General features: G+C 46.2%; 21 protein-coding genes. 16 read left to right on the top strand and 5 right to left on the bottom strand.

Features of this window, described 5'->3' with window-relative positions:
* Positions 1-288 precede the first annotated feature (288 nt).
* From ACMA1I_RS15615 to ACMA1I_RS15570, 10 genes are all read left to right on the top strand, one after another.
* Complete coding sequence (locus ACMA1I_RS15615) at positions 289-864, top strand: Crp/Fnr family transcriptional regulator (RefSeq protein WP_337069333.1); 576 nt, start codon at positions 289-291, stop codon at positions 862-864.
* An 89-nt stretch (positions 865-953) separates the two neighbouring features.
* Entirely contained in the window at positions 954-1577 is a 624-nt protein-coding gene (locus ACMA1I_RS15610; RefSeq protein ID WP_337069332.1) for a hypothetical protein, read from the top strand.
* Positions 1578-1691: 114 nt separating this feature from the next.
* Positions 1692-1865 (top strand): hypothetical protein, encoded by a 174-nt coding sequence (locus ACMA1I_RS15605; protein WP_337069331.1) that lies wholly within the window; start codon positions 1692-1694, stop codon positions 1863-1865.
* Between the two features lie 218 nt (positions 1866-2083).
* The gene (locus tag ACMA1I_RS15600) at positions 2084-2449 is read left to right on the top strand and encodes a DUF2200 domain-containing protein (protein ID WP_337069330.1); all 366 of its coding nucleotides are present in this window, start codon (positions 2084-2086) and stop codon (positions 2447-2449) included.
* 160 nt (positions 2450-2609) lie between these two features.
* Positions 2610-3146 (top strand): 30S ribosomal protein S16, encoded by a 537-nt coding sequence (locus ACMA1I_RS15595; protein ID WP_337069329.1) that lies wholly within the window; start codon positions 2610-2612, stop codon positions 3144-3146.
* Between the two features lie 11 nt (positions 3147-3157).
* Complete coding sequence (rimM, locus tag ACMA1I_RS15590) at positions 3158-3727, top strand: ribosome maturation factor RimM (protein ID WP_337069328.1); 570 nt, start codon at positions 3158-3160, stop codon at positions 3725-3727.
* 3 nt (positions 3728-3730) lie between these two features.
* Positions 3731-4408: a tRNA (guanosine(37)-N1)-methyltransferase TrmD gene (gene trmD / locus ACMA1I_RS15585; protein ID WP_337069327.1), complete on the top strand. Its 678-nt coding sequence runs from the start codon at positions 3731-3733 to the stop codon at positions 4406-4408.
* A gap of 111 nt (positions 4409-4519) precedes the next feature.
* Positions 4520-5575 (top strand): hypothetical protein, encoded by a 1056-nt coding sequence (locus ACMA1I_RS15580; protein WP_337069326.1) that lies wholly within the window; start codon positions 4520-4522, stop codon positions 5573-5575.
* A gap of 208 nt (positions 5576-5783) precedes the next feature.
* Complete coding sequence (gene rplS / locus ACMA1I_RS15575) at positions 5784-6137, top strand: 50S ribosomal protein L19 (RefSeq protein ID WP_337069325.1); 354 nt, start codon at positions 5784-5786, stop codon at positions 6135-6137.
* A gap of 166 nt (positions 6138-6303) precedes the next feature.
* On the top strand, positions 6304-6885 hold the full coding sequence (locus ACMA1I_RS15570) for an inorganic diphosphatase (RefSeq protein ID WP_337069324.1): 582 nt from the start codon (positions 6304-6306) through the stop codon (positions 6883-6885).
* Positions 6886-7563: 678 nt separating this feature from the next.
* Here the strand turns inward: ACMA1I_RS15570 and ACMA1I_RS15565 are convergent.
* Positions 7564-8271: a DNA repair ATPase gene (locus tag ACMA1I_RS15565; protein ID WP_337069323.1), complete on the bottom strand. Its 708-nt coding sequence runs from the start codon at positions 8269-8271 to the stop codon at positions 7564-7566.
* Between the two features lie 216 nt (positions 8272-8487).
* Between ACMA1I_RS15565 and ACMA1I_RS15560 the strand changes: the two genes are divergently transcribed.
* The 3 genes from ACMA1I_RS15560 (at position 8488) to ACMA1I_RS15550 (ending at position 10600) form a co-directional block, all read left to right on the top strand.
* Positions 8488-8895, top strand: coding sequence for a 6-carboxytetrahydropterin synthase (locus ACMA1I_RS15560; RefSeq protein ID WP_337069322.1), 408 nt, complete (start codon positions 8488-8490; stop codon positions 8893-8895).
* The gene (folE, locus tag ACMA1I_RS15555) at positions 8858-9553 is read left to right on the top strand and encodes a GTP cyclohydrolase I FolE (RefSeq protein ID WP_337069321.1); all 696 of its coding nucleotides are present in this window, start codon (positions 8858-8860) and stop codon (positions 9551-9553) included. The genes ACMA1I_RS15560 and folE overlap by 38 nt, the downstream gene beginning before the upstream one ends.
* 132 nt (positions 9554-9685) lie before the next feature.
* A complete protein-coding gene (locus ACMA1I_RS15550; RefSeq protein WP_337069320.1) occupies positions 9686-10600 on the top strand; it encodes a TIGR01777 family oxidoreductase in 915 nt (304 codons plus the stop codon).
* A 114-nt stretch (positions 10601-10714) separates the two neighbouring features.
* Here ACMA1I_RS15550 and ACMA1I_RS15545 read toward each other — a convergent pair whose 3' ends face one another.
* The gene (locus ACMA1I_RS15545; RefSeq protein WP_414703926.1) at positions 10715-12244 is read right to left on the bottom strand and encodes a penicillin-binding transpeptidase domain-containing protein; all 1530 of its coding nucleotides are present in this window, start codon (positions 12242-12244) and stop codon (positions 10715-10717) included.
* A gap of 61 nt (positions 12245-12305) precedes the next feature.
* A complete protein-coding gene (locus tag ACMA1I_RS15540; RefSeq protein WP_414703925.1) occupies positions 12306-13157 on the bottom strand; it encodes a transglycosylase domain-containing protein in 852 nt (283 codons plus the stop codon).
* A 170-nt stretch (positions 13158-13327) separates the two neighbouring features.
* Here ACMA1I_RS15540 and ACMA1I_RS15535 point away from each other — a divergent pair, with 170 nt between their 5' ends.
* A complete protein-coding gene (locus ACMA1I_RS15535; RefSeq protein WP_337069317.1) occupies positions 13328-13834 on the top strand; it encodes a hypothetical protein in 507 nt (168 codons plus the stop codon).
* Between the two features lie 58 nt (positions 13835-13892).
* The gene (locus ACMA1I_RS15530; RefSeq protein ID WP_337069316.1) at positions 13893-14687 is read left to right on the top strand and encodes a class I SAM-dependent methyltransferase; all 795 of its coding nucleotides are present in this window, start codon (positions 13893-13895) and stop codon (positions 14685-14687) included.
* 157 nt (positions 14688-14844) lie between these two features.
* On the opposite strand, the gene ACMA1I_RS15525 is transcribed toward ACMA1I_RS15530, so the two are convergent.
* Together ACMA1I_RS15525 and ACMA1I_RS15520 are read right to left on the bottom strand one after the other, a co-directional pair.
* Positions 14845-15957, bottom strand: a complete 1113-nt coding sequence (locus ACMA1I_RS15525) for a DegT/DnrJ/EryC1/StrS family aminotransferase (protein ID WP_337069315.1) — start codon at positions 15955-15957, stop codon at positions 14845-14847.
* Positions 15958-15967: 10 nt separating this feature from the next.
* On the bottom strand, positions 15968-16375 hold the full coding sequence (locus ACMA1I_RS15520; protein ID WP_337069314.1) for an FdtA/QdtA family cupin domain-containing protein: 408 nt from the start codon (positions 16373-16375) through the stop codon (positions 15968-15970).
* An 86-nt stretch (positions 16376-16461) separates the two neighbouring features.
* Here ACMA1I_RS15520 and ACMA1I_RS15515 point away from each other — a divergent pair, with 86 nt between their 5' ends.
* Complete coding sequence (locus ACMA1I_RS15515) at positions 16462-17064, top strand: YigZ family protein (protein ID WP_337069313.1); 603 nt, start codon at positions 16462-16464, stop codon at positions 17062-17064.
* Positions 17065-17223 lie beyond the last annotated feature (159 nt).

The following is a 17223-nucleotide window of genomic DNA, read 5'->3' as shown; positions in this document are numbered from 1 at the left end:
AAGAGAAAATAAGGCTACGCGTACAGAATGCCCGTGACAGAATTATGATGGTCGCTTGTGGTTTACACAACCTGCGAACCTCCTTTAGGAAAATCAATAACAATTAATCAGAATACACTTTAATACTTCCAAAATCAGTTTTATTTCCAAACTTAGAAATCTGTTTAAATAAAAAGAAAAGCACCTAACAAAACCCAAATGTCAGTCTTCGGCCTACAGCCTCGCCCGTCGTTTAACAGAGCCATTAGCGGCAAGTCATAAGCAAGATAGTAACAACAGAAATAAGCAATGCAAGATTTACTATTTGACTTTTTATCAAAATATGTTTCTCTTTCAGAAGATGAAAAGAACGCAATAAACTCTTTGGACATATTTCGCTCTGTAAAGAAAGGAACGACTTTACTTGAAGAAGGGCAGAAATCAACAGATGGCTACTTTGTACTAAAAGGGTGCATCCGGACATATTACTTAATAGATGGAGAAGAAAAAACAACAGCTTTTTATACAGAAATGGAAGGGCTGACACCTCATTGCGTTATCAACAAATTCCCTTCTGAATATTACATATCTTGTGTGGAAGACTCCATAATAACAGTTGCAAACACTGAAATGGAAGCTGAGATATTTAATAAATTCCCGAAATTTGAAACGCTTTGCAGAATACTTTCAGAAGAACTATTATCTAAGCAACAAATCAATTTTGACGAGTTCAAAATTTCTTCCCCCGAACAAAGATATCTGCATCTAATACACAAAAGACCAGATCTTATTCAACGTGTTCCACAACACCAATTAGCTAGTTATTTAGGCATTAAACCTCAATCGTTAAGTAGATTAAGAGCAAGAATTATAAAAAAGAGCTAGGCCTAAGTTACATTTCTTAACTTAAGTGAACGTCTTTAGAACCACTCAAAGATTATTTTGCATTATCGATCAACAATAATTTTAAAGATATGCAAAAGAAGATTCTATTAGTTGGTTTGGTTGTGATGTTGACAAGTACTTTACAACTAAAAGCACAATACGCCAAGCAAGACAGCACCTACAAGAAGTTTTTTATAGGGAGCACGTTATTTGTGCTAGCCAATTTGTTGCCAGATGATAATGCCCCAGACTTTGTTCAACTCAATTTCGGCTACAGGTTAACTCCCAAGGATGTGCTATCCCTAGAACTTAAAACCTGGAAATATGCTTGGTCACTCGGCATACCCTATGGCCAATTCTTTGAAGCTCCCGAAGAAAAATTTCCGGGTTATATTCGTGAATATGGTTTTGCGCTTGCTTATCAACGATTTTGGTGGAAGGGGTTATTTACCGGTGTCCACGTAATGCCTGCTTGGCAAACTTTTGTAAATGATGAAGGGAATAGAATTGATAAGGGTTTCCAGGTTTTCAATACATACCGAATTGGTTATCACTTCAAATTATTGAAGGACAGCTTTTTTATTCAACCAGCAATTGCAATTACCCATCGTCCTTATCACACAAGAATGCCCGACTCGTTCAAGCAACTAGATGATAAGTGGCCTAAACTCTTTTTCGGAGAGCCAGGCCTGCATTTTGGATTCAATTTTTAATGATCTAGCTATAGTTTATTAAGGTGACTGAAACAAAATACAGGCAGAACACCATCAACCAACACGCTATATAGCCAAAGCTTTATAGTCTGTGAAGACTTCAAAAATTAAACTATGAATGAAGAGATTCAGGCATATAACAACAAACAATCCACTGTTGACAAAGATATTTGCAATCTACTTGCAACCACAATTAACAGTGAACTGACTGAAGCAGAAAATAAAATCTGGCACACCCACCCTGTTTGGTTTTTAGAAGGTAACCCATTGTTGGCTACAGTAAATTAAAAAATTGTATCCGACTGATGTTTTGGAGCGGTGCAGATTTAGGGAATTAAGGCTTAAAATGGGCACAGGTAAATTTAACGAGGCATCAATTCGCTACACTTCAACAGAGCTGGTTAACTTAACCGATTTAAGAGGTTAATTAAAAAAATCAAGAGAAGTACACTAGGCCTATTAAAGCCTGGTGAAAAGGAAAGGACAATTATAAAGGTTAAAATAACTTGAAAACAACACCCGAACACGATGCAAGAATGGCAAAAATGACATTTGCATCAGTATATCCGCATTATATTACAAAAATTGAGAGCAAAGGCAGGACAAAAGAAGAACTACATCAGGTAATAGCGTGGCTGACGGGCTTTGATGATAAAAAACTACAGGAACTGATGGACGAGAAAGTAACCTTCGAAAGCTTCTTTCAGCAGGCAAAACTGAACCCCAACGCTCACCTGATTACAGGGGCCATTTGTGGCTACCGGATGGAAGAAATTGAAAATTCGTTAACCAGACAAGTAAGGTATTTAGATAAGTTAGTAGACGAATTGGCAAAAGGCAAGAAGATGGAGAAGATCTTGCGACAAGGGTAATACTCTCTTATCCTTACCCCGCTTCTGGTACTGTTTCTCCTCGTAAATTGTTAGCAGGAGATTGATACACAGAAATTTTGGCAAATACGTTTACTTTTTATTACCTTTGCGGTTCTTAAAAATGGCGGACGGGTTCCGCCGACCTTACTTAAATAAAAAAATGGCAGTAAAAATCAGACTGGCCCGCAGAGGCCGCAAAAAAGCAGCAATCTATGATATTGTAATTGCTGATTCTCGTTCACCACGTGATGGTAAATTTATCGAGAAACTGGGTACTTACAACCCAAATACAAACCCTGCTTCTATCGACTACAACGAGGACAAAGCGTTCCAGTGGTTGATGAACGGTGCCCAACCAACTGAAACTGTAAAAGCCATGCTTTCTTACAGCGGTATTCTTTTCAGAAAACACCTGCAAATTGGTGTGGTAAAAGGTGCCATCTCACAGGAAACTGCTGATGCTCGCCTTGCTGAGTGGAAAGAAGTTAAAGAAGCTAAGATCGAAAGCAAGCGTCAGTCATTAGGTGCTACAAAAGAAGCTGCCAAAAAAGCTGCCTTCGAGGCTGAGACCAAAGTAAAAGAAGCTCGTGCTGAGGCTATCCGCCAGCGTGATGCTGAAAAACTTGCTGCCAGTGCTCCAGCTGCAGAAGCTGAAGCTCCTGCTGAAGGCGAAGCATCAACTGAAGAACAAGCATAATTTAAGCTGCCATGAATATTGATGACTGCTTCCTGCTAGGATATATCGTCAAAACCCATGGCACGAAAGGTCAGGTAGTGGCGTTTTTTGACGTAGACTACCCTGAAGATTATGATGATCTGGAATCAGTCTTTCTCGAACAAGGAGGAAGACTGGTTCCATTTTTTATTGAGGACATGGAGCCTCAGCAGAAAGGCCGTTTCATTATCAGGTTTGAAGAAGTGAAAACCATGGAACAAGCTGAGAAACTGCGCAACACAGCCTTATACTTGCCACTCGACGAGCTGCCCGAGCTTGAAGAAGGTCAGTTCTATTTTCATGATGTAATCGGTTACAAAGTAGTAGACGAGAACCACGGAGAACTTGGCACGGTAAAGGACTTTTATGACATGCCACAGCAGCAGCTAATGGCCATGGATTACCTGGGCCAGGAAATGCTGGTACCCGTTATAGACGAAGTAATGCAGCGTGCCGACCACGAGGCTAAAATACTGCACGTGAGCCTGCCAGAAGGCCTGCTCGAAGTGTACACCCAACCTGGCACACCCGACGATCAGGACGAGGAAGAGGAGAAGAAGTAACACATGCGCTTTGATATCATCAGTTGTCAGCCTGACTTACTGGAAAGCCCTTTCAGCCATTCTATTTTAAAAAGAGCCCAAAACAAAGGGCTGGTAGAAGTTCATATTCATGACCTGCGCAAGTTTGCCATAAACAAGCACGGCCAGATAGACGATTATGCTTTTGGCGGTGGTGCCGGTATGGTCATGATGATTGAACCCATAGACAAATGCATTTCGGGGTTACAGGCTGAGCGTGAATACGATGCCATTATTTACATGACGCCCGACGGGCAAACACTCAACCAGAAAATTGCCAACCAGTTCTCGCTGCTCCAAAACGTGATTATTCTTTGTGGTCACTACAAAGGCGTGGATGAGCGCGTACGACAGAAATTTATAACACACGAAATCAGCATTGGCGACTATGTGCTTTCGGGTGGTGAGTTAGGTGCCGCTGTGCTGGCCGATGCTATTATCCGAATTGTGCCTGGTGTGCTGAACGATGAATCCTCGGCCCTCACCGATTCTTTTCAGGATGGACTGCTAGCTCCTCCTGTTTATACCCGCCCCGCCGACTACAAAGGCCTGCAAGTGCCTGAGGTGCTCCTGTCTGGCGACACCCCAAAAGTAGAACAATGGCGATTTGAGCAAGCCATAGCCCGTACCCGCGAGCGCAGACCCGATCTGCTAAACGACTAGCTCCCTTCATTTACCCCTTAGTCCAACATACAGATTAAGCCTCCGGAAGGCCAGTTTCATTACAATAATTACGCAATTACCAATTAGCAGTCGATACACTTCTACCTCTCCATGAACTTTCTTCTTAGAGCGATCATACTTTTGCTGATCCTCACTATTACCAACAGGAAAGGATACGGCCAGTCCGGAAGCCACCAAACAGAGTCGGGCCCTGTGGGCGGAGCAGCCAAATTAGGCCTTACCTATTATAAAATAGATTTTACTAAAGAGCAGCGTAAGTTGCTGCAAGATAAAGAAATTGAGTTAACCTTTTTGGTTGATACCAGTGGAGTTGCCACTTTAGAAGACATTAAAGGAGTTACTGATAAAGCCATACGCGACAGTCTGCAGAATGCATCGCAGAAACTGCCTATTTTTGAGCCCTACACGGTGAACGGAGAGAAAGAGTCTGCTTTATACTTCCTCAAATTTCAGCTCCCCAAATATAGAGTGGCAGATGAGCAAACTGCCATGCAAAGTATGCTAACCTACAACGAGGCTAGCTACGAAGATTTTGAATACATCCATAAATCAGGCGAGCGCCTGGACCTGCTCCTTGGCGGAGTAGCCAATACCTTTTTGGGCAGCCCTGGCAGCTACCTGCACCCAGGTGGTGGCATGAAGGTCGATGTGATGTACAGAGGTAGAACAGGGATTGGCGGTGGCCTTATTATGAGCTTCTACGGTAACAAGTTAAAGCAGGATTACCCCATTTTATCGGGTAGAGAACAGAACCCCGCTCCTCCTACTTTGCTTATTGGCATTGGCCTGAACAAAACCATACTGAAGAAGGAACGCAGCGAGTCTATGTTACAGGCAGAGCTTGCGCTGGCCAGCCAGAATATTACTCCTAGACTAGGAAACGAAGACGAAGACTGGACACAGTTGAAAGGATTTAGCCCCGGCCTTGTAGGAAACTACCTTATTCAATTTGGCAAAAACAGAATGTACTATGCTTACGGTAGCCCTTCCATCTATAGCCACTACCTAAATTTACATGGTGCAATAAGGCCGGTTTTCCTGGATTTAAAACAGGCAACTGGTGTTATGCTGGAACTGGGCGTTTCGTACAGATTTGGAGCACATATAGTAGAAGAGTACCGGCTAAAGCCTCGTTCCGGGCAATAGCCACAGCTAAAGACAAAACCATAAAGTGCCTCCTGCAGGCATTGCTTGTACCGTATTGGCATGGATTTAAGCTAGCTTCTACGGGGGCAAAGCAAAGGAGTAAACAAATTTCAAACATTTTTCCTTTTAAATATACCTAACTAAGAAATATTTACCTATCTTTGCAGTCCGAAATCTGAAGAAGATATTTAGCTTTAAGAACATAGCCATGAGCGAACTATTAAAATTTATTGAGCAGGAATCAACCGACAAGCGTGCCTCTTTCCCATCTTTCCAGGCTGGCGATACAGTTAACATCCATGTTAAGATCCGCGAAGGAAACAAAGAGCGTGTACAGCAGTTTCAAGGTGTTGTTATCCAGCGTAAGAATGTAAACACAAACGGTGAGACTTTCACTGTAAGAAAAGTATCTAACCAGATTGGCTTAGAGCGTATTTTCCCACTTCTTTCACCAAGCATCGAGAAAATTGAGCTAGTGAGAAGAGGTAAAGTAAGAAGAGCTAGACTTTACTACCTCAGAGGTCTGCAAGGTAAAGCTGCCAGAATCAAGGAAAGAAGATAAAGATACCTGTTTTCATAAGTTTACCATAGTTTTGAAGAGGAGCCGGTTTAGACCGACTCCTCTTTTTGTTTTTCTGTTTAGTGTACAACGCAACTACTACATGGCACTTATGATTGCTGCAATATATCTTTGCACTGTAAACTAATTAATTCGTCTGCTTACCCCTATGAAACGCTACGCCTCTCTCCTGCTACTGCTTACCCTACTCTGTTCAGCCTGTAAAACAGATTATGCCAATTTACCTACTTATACTCCCAACAAGCAGCTGCAGGCGGTCATAGAAACACCAGCAGGCAATAACCACAAAATGGTCTTCGATAGAACCAGCCAGGAGTTTATAAGCGAGAAAGAAGCAGGAAAAGACCGTATTATTCGGTTTCTGCCTTACCCGGGCAATTACGGCTTTATACCCTCCACGGAAGTAGGAGGCAAAGGAGCACCACTGGAGGTGCTGGTGCTATCGGAGCGGGCAGAAACAGGCACAGTAATCGAAATTATTCCTATTGGCGTGCTACAGCTGGAGATTGCAGGTGAGCTGCACCCACAGATTATTGCCATTCCGGCCAGGCCCAGCGAGCAGCTTATTTCCGCTCACGACTTCAGGAGCTTCAGCAAGCAATACCCTGCCATCAAAAAGATTCTGGAAGACTGGTTCCTGCACCACAACGCTGCTGCCAAAACCCGCATGGGCGGCTGGCGCGACGACAAATTTGCAGACCAAATGATTCAGCGCTGGATGAAGCTGTAAAACCTCTGGAAGGCCATTTCCATTAGAAGAATTTAGTTTCCGATTGTTAGTTGTTGGTTGTTAATTGTTGATTGTTTAATGGTTTGATGGCTAGATGGTTGAAGAAAGAAGGGAAGACCTTGCAGCGTGTGTAGCTCTTGCGAGTACTTTGCCCAAGCAGTAGACAAGCCAAAAACGTATTAGAGAAAAAATCTTCCGTCCAGTGCCTCAAATCATAAAAAAGCCTCTGGAAGGCGAAAATCATTCGAAACATTTTAGTTGAGAAGGCAGCTAACTTTAACTAAGGTTTTACGGCAATCAACTACGAAGAGAGCACCTTTGCCAAGTGCATTTATAGACGATTTTTTGTTTGAGCGTTCAGCGAGTTTAAAATCGTCTTGATTTTTTTGGTTCTTTTTGTATCAAGACAAAAAGAACAAGGAAGCAGGCAATGCAACAGCTTCACGATGCTACCAGAGCTGAGACAGCAACTATGCGAATTTAAACTCAAACCTGCCATTGCTTATAAATCTCGCCCACAAGATCCCCTCCGGATGACAAAAAGAATCGGTCATGCTGGTTACTTCCAATCAATCTGTCAGATTATATCTTGACTATCTCGGATTATCAAAAAAAGAGGCAGCCAGACTTAATAAAGCCAGGCTGCCTCTTTTCCTGATATAAATATACGTATTACCCTTATTTAATAGACTGCAGCTTAAGCCGCACCCCTTCTACTGACTTCTCCATTTCCAGCACTTGCTTCCGGCTGAGTTCCTGCTGTGCAACATTCTCTTCCACAGTAAGCTCCAGCTGCTTCAGCTCCTCCGCATTTTTGGCTAGTTCCGCTTCGAGCTCCTGCCGCTTTTTTCTGTTTTTCTCAATGCTCAGCTGAATATCGTTTGCCTGCTTTACTACCCGGTCCTGCTCCAGCTTGGTGGTACGCAGCACATCTTCCGCCTCGTTTATCTGGCGCAGCACATCCTGTCGGTACACCTTGCGGGCAAAGCCGCGCATAAAATTCTCGGCAGCCGCATACTCAGCGGGTGTGGCGCTTTTATCAACATAGGCTGTGCCCATATCTAAGCTCCACCACACATAGCTGCCTTCCTCAGAGTTATTGCCCACCTTAGAGAGCACTTTTAATGGCGTGCTGGAAATAGTGTCGATTACGGCACCATCAATGCTGTACACGCCTTTGCGATACTTTACCTTACCGGCTTTTTGCCCTAAGTGCTCCTTCCATGACTTCTCCACCAACTTAGGGTCCAGTTCCACTGTCAGCTGCTGCCCGCGCCGGGCGACGCCCTCTATAGGTTGCTCCCGCTCCTCTACCCGTACCGTTTGCGCCTTCGCAAACATTGTGGTAAACACCAACACACCAGCTAAAAGTAATCTTGTTTTCATACTGAAATAATGTAATTTTTTTGTTAAAACCTTCTTGCTACTAAATTAGTTATTCAGGTTAACTAATCCGGCACAAAACGAATTATTTAATTTACCGCAGATTTGGTTTGCGGTTCGGATTGGCAACACTACCTTTGTACTCTTGTAGCAACAGCTATGCAGCATGTTTTTTGTGCTTTGCCGAACATTAACCCACCCGGTTATGTTGAATAGATTATGAAACTAACCATTTGCCGAAAAGAACACTTTAACGCCGCCCACAGGCTCTACAACCAAGCCTGGACCGATGACGAAAATGAAGCTTTTTTTGGGAAGTGCAGCAATCCGAACTACCACGGGCACAATTACGAACTAACTGTGAAGCTACGCGGGGCCATAGATCCGGATACGGGCTATGTCTTCGACCTGAAAAAGCTAAGCGACCTGGTAAAAACAGAAGTACTGGACCGGTTTGACCACAAAAACCTGAACCTGGATACAGCAGAGTTCCGGCAGCTAAACCCTACCGCAGAGAACATTGCCCGGGTTATCTGGAACCTTTTGCGGCCCAACATCAGGGAAGACTTAGAACTAGCTGTATTGCTTTATGAAACTGAACGAAACTTTGTTGAATATAATGGATAAGCAGGACAAGGAGCACGATTTGGATGCGATGGAGGACCACTTAATGGGTTCGCTCGAAACACCCCTGCGCCCCGATGCCTTTGAATTGCCCGACGGAGAGAAGATCGCCATCATTGCGGCACACTTCGAGAAGATAATGCATACTTTGGGCCTCGACTTAAAAGACGACAGCCTGAAAGGTACTCCGCTGCGTGTGGCTAAAATGTATGTGGAAGAAATTTTCAGTGGCTTAAACCCCGAAAACAAACCGCTTATTCGCCGGTTTGAAAACAAATACAAATACACCCAAATGCTGGTGGAGCGCGATATTACCGTTTACTCCTCCTGCGAGCACCACTTTGTACCTATTATCGGCAAAGCGCACGTAGCCTATATGCCAAACGAACATGTAATAGGGCTTTCGAAGCTGAACCGGATTGTGCAGTTTTATGCGCGCCGACCGCAAGTACAAGAGCGCCTGACCATGCAGATAGCCAATGAGTTGAAGCAGGCGCTTAGAACAGACAATGTAGCCGTGCTGATAGAAGCTGACCACCTATGTGTGATGAGCCGTGGTGTAAATGATGTAAGTAGCAGCACTATTACCGCCGAATACTCCGGAATGTTTGAGCAGGACCAGTACAGAAATGAGTTCCTGAGCCACATCCGTCAGAAATAGTTTATTGCCGCCACCCGCACACCTGCCTCAGAAGACATACTTGATCACCGGTTCATCTAAACAGCTATAACTGTTTAGTGGCCTCTACACGTATAGGCAAAACAAGATATGCTTCTAACGCAAAATTAAACTATGCCAGGTAAGATACTTATTACAGGCGGATCAGGACTGATAGGCTCCCGCTTATCAGAAATGCTGATTGATCAAGGTTATGAAGTGGCTCATCTAAGCAGAAACCCTGATAAATTCTCTAATTACAAATCCTTTAAGTGGGACATAAAACACCCGCACATCGACGACAGCGCCATAACCTGGGCCGACTATGTAGTACACCTCTCCGGGGCAGGCATTACCGATGAGAAATGGACAGAGGAGCACAAAAAGGAGATTTTAGATAGCCGCGTAAACAGCGCGCACCTGCTCTTCAGCTGCCTCCAAAAAACAAAGCACCATGTAAAAGGTTTTATTGCGGCATCTGGTATCGGCATTTACGGCAACTCTGGCGAGCAGCTCATGTCCGAAGAGAGTATGTATGGCGATGACTTTTTGGCGGAGGTTTGCAAAGCCTGGGAAGGTGCCACCTGGAAGGTAAAAGACCTCGGATTACGCACTGTTATCTTCAGAACCGGCATTGTGCTGAGTACAAAGGGTGGTGCGCTTCCGCAACTGGCCCGCCCGGTTAAGCTCATGGCCGGCGCACCTTTAGGCACCGGGAAACAATATATGTCCTGGATTCATATAGATGATGCCTGCCGCCTTTACATCAAGGCCATAGAAGACACCCAGTTTGAAGGTGTATACAATGCTGTTGCCCCAAATCCGGTAACCAATACCCAATTCACAAAACAATTGGCAGAGGTAATGCACCGCCCTCTGGTGCTGCCCAAAGTGCCGGCTTTTGCGCTTAGTCTGCTGTTAGGCGAAATGAGTGGTGTAGTGCTGGGTGGACAGCGGGTTAGTGCTAACAAAGTGCTTCAAACCGGTTTTACGTTTGAGTATAGCCAGCTTAAAGAGGCCCTGAAATCCTTTTTTTCCAAAGAAGATTAGCTATCGAAACAAACTTTACTTACCCCTAGCTCTTTTTCAAGCGCCTAAGCCTCTCGAAGGCCATTTTCATTAGAATAATTGGACGTGCAGATATACTTACCTAACTAAGATGGATTAAATTGCATCAAGGTTCAGAATTTCTAATTCGGCATCTATGGCAGTAGAGTCTGGAACAGCTTTTGGTAATACGGTGGTGCAGTTGTATTTTTTGCTAATCTTAACCGTTGGAGCCGGGAACCGGCCTTGTGTATAGCCTAAGTCCTTATCTTTATACACCTGCTCCATAAACAAGCCAAACACAGGCAGGGCTGTTTTGGAGCCTTCGCCAAGAGCCGAGGTTCGGAAGTGAATGCTCCTGTCTTCGGCACCTACCCACACTCCTGTTACCAGGTCTTTGGTTACGCCCATAAACCAGCCGTCGGAGTGGTTAGAGGTAGTACCGGTCTTCCCTCCTATTTCATTTCCTTTCCAGAGGTCATACTCCCAGAGCGCCTGCGAGGTGCCACCTGGTTCTTCCATGCCGCCTTTGAGCATGTGCATCATCAGGAAAGCTGTTTCTTCGCTAAGTACCTTCTTCTGCTTAGGCACAAACTGATGGATCAGGTTACCGTTGCGGTCTTCTATGCGGGTAATAAATCGTGGCGTGGTATAAAAGCCGTGGTTAGGGAAAGTGCTATAGGCACCCACCATTTCGTAAACAGATACATCGCTGGGTCCTAAACCTATAGACGGTACGGCCTGCAACGGACTGCTGATGCCTAACCGCTTGGCGTATTTTACCACAGTTTCCCAGCCAATAAGCTCTGTTAACTGCGCTGTTACCGAGTTTACCGATTTACCCATGGCGCGGCGCAGGGTCATAGGAGCGCCGGTGTAAGTCCAGTCGGCATTGGTGGGCGACCAGTCCTTTTTTTCGCCGTTTTCTACATAATTAATGGTAATGCGCCGATCTACAATTTTGTCGCAGGGCGAGTAGCCGTTATCAATGGCGGCCACATACACAAAGGGCTTAAATGTTGAGCCTGGCTGCCGGCGTGCCTGCTTTACGTGGTCGTACTTAAAGTACTTAAAGTTGATGCCGCCTACCCATGCTTTTATTTCTCCACTAAAAGGGTCCATGGTCATCATGCCACCATGCAGAAACCGCTTGTAGTAGCGCAGCGAGTCCAGCGGCGACATAGTAACTTTTTTCTCCAGCGCAGGATTATCCCAGGTAAAAACCATCATTTCGCGTGGTGTGTTCAACTCCCGGTTAATTGCCTCTGTATCATTCCCGTGCTTTTCTTTCAGGCGCTTATAATAGGCAGTCCGTTTAATAGTAGATTCTATAAAGCCCGGGATCTCGCGGTTTTTCTCATCAACCCAGGGGTTTTTATCTTTCCAGTGGCTGTCGAAGCGGCGTTGCAGAACACGCATATGCTTTTCCATGGCATTTTCGGCGTGCTGCTGCAGCCTCGAGTCTATAGTGGTATATACTTTTAAGCCGTCGCGGTACAGGTCGTAGCCATTTTGGGTGCACCACTCTTTCAGGTAATCGGCCACAGCTCCTCTAAAATAAGTGGCGGGCCCATCGTAGTGGTTTTCTACCTTATACTGCAGCGTAAGCGGCAACTTACTTAAGGAGTCGGCCTCCGCTTTAGACATAAAGTTGTATTTCGCCATTTGCGCCAGCACAGTGTTGCGTCTGCGGCGAGAGTTTTCAGGGTTAAACCGGGGGCTGTAGCTGGTAGGCGCCTTCNGAGTCGGCCTCCGCTTTAGACATAAAGTTGTATTTCGCCATTTGCGCCAGCACAGTGTTGCGTCTGCGGCGAGAGTTTTCAGGGTTAAACCGGGGGCTGTAGCTGGTAGGCGCCTTCAGCAAGCCAACCAACACTGCTGCCTGCTCCGGCTTAAGACTATCGGGTGAGGTATTAAAAAACGTTTTGGAGGCAACCTTTATACCAAAAGAGTTACTACCAAAATCGACAGTATTGAGGTACATGGCCAGAATTTCTTCTTTTGTGTAGCGCTGCTCCAGCTTAATGGCAGTTATCCATTCTTTGGTTTTGGAGATGAGGATATTAGCTCCCGGAATGTGCCCTAAAGCGCCTTTAGAATCGTCGGTGCGGGTTTTGTACAAGTTTTTAGCCAGCTGCTGCGAAATAGTACTGCCTCCTCTGCTTTCGCCTCCTTGCAGGGTACCATACAAAATAGAGGCAATTGCGGCCGGATCTATGCCTGAGTGCTCGTAAAAGCGAATATCTTCAGTGGCTATCAAAGCCTTTACCAGCACAGGCGACACCTGGTCATACGTTACCGGGCTGCGGTTCTCGCGGAAATATTTGCCAATAAGCTGCCCGTCGGAGGTGTAAAGTTCCGATGCCTGGTCGCTCCGCGGGTTCTCCAACTTATCGAGGCTAGGCGAAGACCCAAACAGGTAGAACAGGTTGTTTTCTACGCTAAACAGGTAGAAAGCTACGCCAGCCACACCCAGAAAGAATACCTTCCAGATAAAGCTGATGACAAACCTGTATATAGATCTTTTGGGTTCTTTTACTTTTTCTTGCTCTTGCAGCATGCTTGTTAAACAGGGAGTTAATCTCCAAAATTCCAGTTCAGGCTTCTTTCTACTAAAATACAAATATACCCTTTGTACTTAATATACCTGATTTTAGGTGTTAAAACTTAGCGAATGCTTCACTTCTTTCTGTGCCGTGCCTATCTTTGCCAGTACCCAGCTCTATAAATATGCAACAGAAATTAGAGGAGGTGTTTGGACCCATCGTTGGTCTGCCTCTTACCCGCACTACCCGAAACGAACAGGTACAATATTTCCACTTTGGCAGCACCCACTATACCACCAGTCAGGGCCTGGTACTCGACATAGGTGCCTACACGCTGGCGCTGGACTGTGCCTGGAAGCTACTTCTGCCCAACGGTGAGACCATTACGCACGAGCAGGTTCGCCTGCGCAAGCAAGAGGCTGGCCTGCCCAACCCCAAGTTCGACTGGAAAGTGCCAGGTGCCAACATGCGCGACCAGCGCCTGAAGGATTTACTAAAGGGAGGCTACCCTATGGAAGCTGAAAAAGTAACGGCTGTTGAACATGTTGGGTTTAATCTGCTTTTTACAAATGGCGCAATATTGTCGGTGGAACCTGGCCCGGCAGAAAAGGGAGAGTTTTTCTGGCAGCTTTTCAGCAATACCGGCGACAACTTTAAAGCAGAGGCAGGACCAGCTGGCCTCACTAGCTAGCAGCAGCAAGGGCAACAACCTTTTAGGAGGAGCATAGTATGCTTGTAAAAAAGCTGCTGTGAATTTTCGTCTACACCTTTTCGAGCTGGAGGACCAGCCCTGGTTCCCACACATTATCCGGCAGGGCATGCTGGACTTCCTCCGCTTCATGATCTCAAAGTTGGGAGCCTACGAAGCCGCCGTTCCCCTGCTCCGCGAGCTGTTGGCAAAAACAGATAAGCTGCATTTTACAGATTTATGTTCGGGTGCAGGAGGCGGCATGGAAGTAATCAGAGAGGAACTGAGCAAGCAAATAAGCCAGCCGGTGCAGGTAACACTATCGGATCTTTATCCTAACCTGCAGGCTTACCAGTACTTACAAGAGCGCTCCGGCGGACTAATAAACTTTATTCCAGAACCCGTTAATGCCACGGCAGTGCCTCCTACTGTGCAAGGCACACGCACCATTTTTTCCTCGTTTCATCATTTCAGGCCTGCGCAGGCGCAGGCAATTCTGCAAGACGCAGCTTCTAACAGAGTGGCTATCGGGGTGTTTGAAGGGGCGAGTAAAAGTTGGTGGGAGTTAGCTATTCTCTGGTTCGTGTTTCCTGTCATTATTCTGCTGGTAACGCCGTTTATCCGTCCGTTCAAGTTTAGCAGGTTGTTTTTCACCTACATTATCCCGTTAATTCCGCTTGGCATTATCTGGGATGGCACTGTGTCGCTGCTCCGCATTTACACGCCCCGCATGCTCGAACAAATGGTCGCCAACGTACATGCTCCAAATTACTCCTGGCGAGCAGGCAAAGCCGGCAGTAAACCAGGCAAGTATGTTATCTACCTGATCGGCTACCCGAAGGAAGATAAATCATAAAATTGGAAAGCAGACCCAAGGTGTAAAAAGCAAAAAAAGGCTCCGGAAGGACTTTTTGATTAGAATAATTGGTAATCCGAAGAGGTGCCAACAAACGCCTCATCTTAAAGGCACAAGTAAGGTTGCAGACGAAACGCTGGACTTCGCACAACTTCCTTTATCTAAAATATTTCTTCACCGCTTCTATTATTGCTAGCTGCTCGTCTTCGCGCAGGCCGGGGAACAGCGGGAGGCTAAGGCTGGTGGCGGCCAGTTCTTCCGCTACGGGGAAGTCGCCAGGGCGATAGCCGAGGTAGCTGTAAGCTGGCTGCAGATGCACCGGCACTGGGTAATGTATGGCAGTATGGATGCCCAAGGCCAGCAGGTGCGCCCTCAGCGCATCGCGGTGGCTGCTCCGGATGTTGAACACGTGGAACACATGGCTGCAGCCGGGGGCGGTAAAAGGCAGCACCACCTCTCCCACCTCCTGTAGCTCGCTCAAGTAAAGTTGCGCCAGCCGCTGTCGTTCTTGGGTGGCTTGCTGGAGAAAGGCCAGTTTTACCTGCAATACAGCCGCCTGCAGCACATCCAGCCGCGAGTTTATGCCAATGAGTTGGTTATGATATTTTGCTGTTTCGCCGTAATTATGGTACTGCCGAATAAAAGCTGCTATGGTGGCATTGTTAGTTACCACGGCACCGGCATCACCGAGGGCACCAAGGTTTTTGGTAGGGTAAAAGCTGGTGGCATTCACATTACCAAAAGTGCCAACTGCTTTGCCACCATACGTGGCTCCATGCGCCTGGGCAAAATCTTCGATCAGGTACAAATTCTGAGTGGTAGCCAGCTCTACTAAAGCGCCCATCTCGCAAGCCTGGCCGTAGAGGTGCACCGGTAGTATGGCTTTAGAGCGAGCGGTAATGGCTTTGGCAGCCGTAGCAGCCGTTAAGTTATAAGTGTGCGCGTCAGGCTCTACCAGCACTGGTACGCAACCAGCCTGCGCTACTGCGTTAGCGGTGGCAATAAAGGTGTTGGCGGGTACAATTACTTCGTCGCCGGGGCCAGCTCCTATAGCTTTAAGGGCCAGCAGAAGCGCATCGTAGCCGTTGCCAACGCCAATGGCATGTGCAGCACCAAGTGCGGTGGCAAACTCTTGCTCAAAGGCTGTTACTTTTTCGCTGAGAATGTACCGTTGGCTCCGCACTGCCTGCAGCAGGGCCTCCTCCACGGCTGCAACTGCCCCTTCCGGAAAATCACGAAACTCAAAATAAAGAATTGCTGCTCTTGCCATGCCTATGTTTTTAAATACGCCCGATTAATCTTGAAAAGTCTTCGTAGGAGTGTATGTAATCCTCCTGATCGTAGTCGGTGGAGGTAAGGCAAAGAACAATGGCATCGGGCGAAAAGCTGATGCGCGTCCAGCACATAGCCGGAATATATAGCCCAGTAACCGGCGACGACAACGTGAAGGTGTTTTTACCGGCCTTTGTTTCAGCCTCCACAGTTACAGTTCCGGTTAAGGCCACCAGCACTTCTTCGGTAGTTTTGTTAGCGTGGTTTCCGCGCAGCACATCTATGGGCGTGTCGTAGGTCCAGAAAACACGGCGCATGGCAAAGGGCAAGCGTTCAGCAAATTGCGTGGTCGTGATAAACCCTTCTGAAGGACTACCAAACTGATCGAACTGTAATATATAAGGTACCGAAGCCAAAACGATAGCGTTAATTAAGGTACAAATTAACCCAAATCAGCTTAATTTGCTAAACTTGTGGCCGATCATCGGCAGTCTAAAGAGTTATGGAGGATACATACCGCACCCTTGCAGCACCCGCAGAAGGACTATACAAAGAAAAAGGCAGCAAGTTTATCTCACTGGCATACCCCGTTTATTCTGAAGAGGAGATTAAAGAAATTTATGCCGGGCTAAAAAAACAGTACTACGATGCCCGCCACCACTGCTACGCCTACAGCCTGGGAGCCGACAAAAGCCGCTACCGTGCCAACGACGATGGCGAGCCTAATCATTCGGCAGGAGACCCTATTCTGGGGCAGATCCGATCGGCTGACCTGAGCAATGTGCTGGTAGTGGTGGTGCGATATTTCGGTGGCATTAAGCTGGGAGTAAGCGGATTGATTCACGCCTATAAAACAGCCGCCGCCGATGCCATTGCCAACGCCAGTATTATAGAAAAGCATGAAATGGCCTTGCTGCAGGTTAACTTCGAGTACCTGCAAATGAACGAGGTGATGAGCCTGGTAAAAGAATATAACCTGGAGATGCGGGACCAGCAGTTTGAGCTCAGCTGTAAGCTCACGCTGGAGGTCCGCAAAAGCTTGCAGGATGAAGTTACCACTAAACTCGAAAGCGTACCAGGCGTATTGGTGCAGGAGCTTTTATAATGCTGAATGAGTGACTGAGTGGGTGAGCGAATTTCTTTTATGGAATTGGCCTTTCTGATAGAACATAAACCTTTCATTAGTTAAGAGAAATAAATTGCCAGTTATGAGTTGGAAACCGATTCTCCGGATTCTGAGCATAGCCACTTAACAATTTTACCA

The organism is Pontibacter sp. 13R65 (assembly GCF_047525655.1).
Lineage (GTDB): Bacteria > Bacteroidota > Bacteroidia > Cytophagales > Hymenobacteraceae > Pontibacter.
This window is presented reverse-complemented; position numbering and strand designations above follow the sequence as displayed.

Coding starts and splice junctions, on each gene's coding strand:
- ACMA1I_RS15615 (WP_337069333.1), top strand. CDS start 289: ATGCAAGATTTACTATTTGACTTTTTATCAAAATATGTTTCTCTTTCA.
- ACMA1I_RS15610 (WP_337069332.1), top strand. CDS start 954: ATGCAAAAGAAGATTCTATTAGTTGGTTTGGTTGTGATGTTGACAAGT.
- ACMA1I_RS15605 (WP_337069331.1), top strand. CDS start 1,692: ATGAATGAAGAGATTCAGGCATATAACAACAAACAATCCACTGTTGAC.
- ACMA1I_RS15595 (WP_337069329.1), top strand. CDS start 2,610: ATGGCAGTAAAAATCAGACTGGCCCGCAGAGGCCGCAAAAAAGCAGCA.
- rimM (WP_337069328.1), top strand. CDS start 3,158: ATGAATATTGATGACTGCTTCCTGCTAGGATATATCGTCAAAACCCAT.
- trmD (WP_337069327.1), top strand. CDS start 3,731: ATGCGCTTTGATATCATCAGTTGTCAGCCTGACTTACTGGAAAGCCCT.
- ACMA1I_RS15580 (WP_337069326.1), top strand. CDS start 4,520: ATGAACTTTCTTCTTAGAGCGATCATACTTTTGCTGATCCTCACTATT.
- rplS (WP_337069325.1), top strand. CDS start 5,784: ATGAGCGAACTATTAAAATTTATTGAGCAGGAATCAACCGACAAGCGT.
- ACMA1I_RS15570 (WP_337069324.1), top strand. CDS start 6,304: ATGAAACGCTACGCCTCTCTCCTGCTACTGCTTACCCTACTCTGTTCA.
- ACMA1I_RS15565 (WP_337069323.1), bottom strand. CDS start 8,271: ATGAAAACAAGATTACTTTTAGCTGGTGTGTTGGTGTTTACCACAATG.
- ACMA1I_RS15560 (WP_337069322.1), top strand. CDS start 8,488: ATGAAACTAACCATTTGCCGAAAAGAACACTTTAACGCCGCCCACAGG.
- folE (WP_337069321.1), top strand. CDS start 8,858: ATGAAACTGAACGAAACTTTGTTGAATATAATGGATAAGCAGGACAAG.
- ACMA1I_RS15550 (WP_337069320.1), top strand. CDS start 9,686: ATGCCAGGTAAGATACTTATTACAGGCGGATCAGGACTGATAGGCTCC.
- ACMA1I_RS15545 (WP_414703926.1), bottom strand. CDS start 12,244: ATGTCTAAAGCGGAGGCCGACTCCTTAAGTAAGTTGCCGCTTACGCTG.
- ACMA1I_RS15535 (WP_337069317.1), top strand. CDS start 13,328: ATGCAACAGAAATTAGAGGAGGTGTTTGGACCCATCGTTGGTCTGCCT.
- ACMA1I_RS15525 (WP_337069315.1), bottom strand. CDS start 15,957: ATGGCAAGAGCAGCAATTCTTTATTTTGAGTTTCGTGATTTTCCGGAA.
- ACMA1I_RS15515 (WP_337069313.1), top strand. CDS start 16,462: ATGGAGGATACATACCGCACCCTTGCAGCACCCGCAGAAGGACTATAC.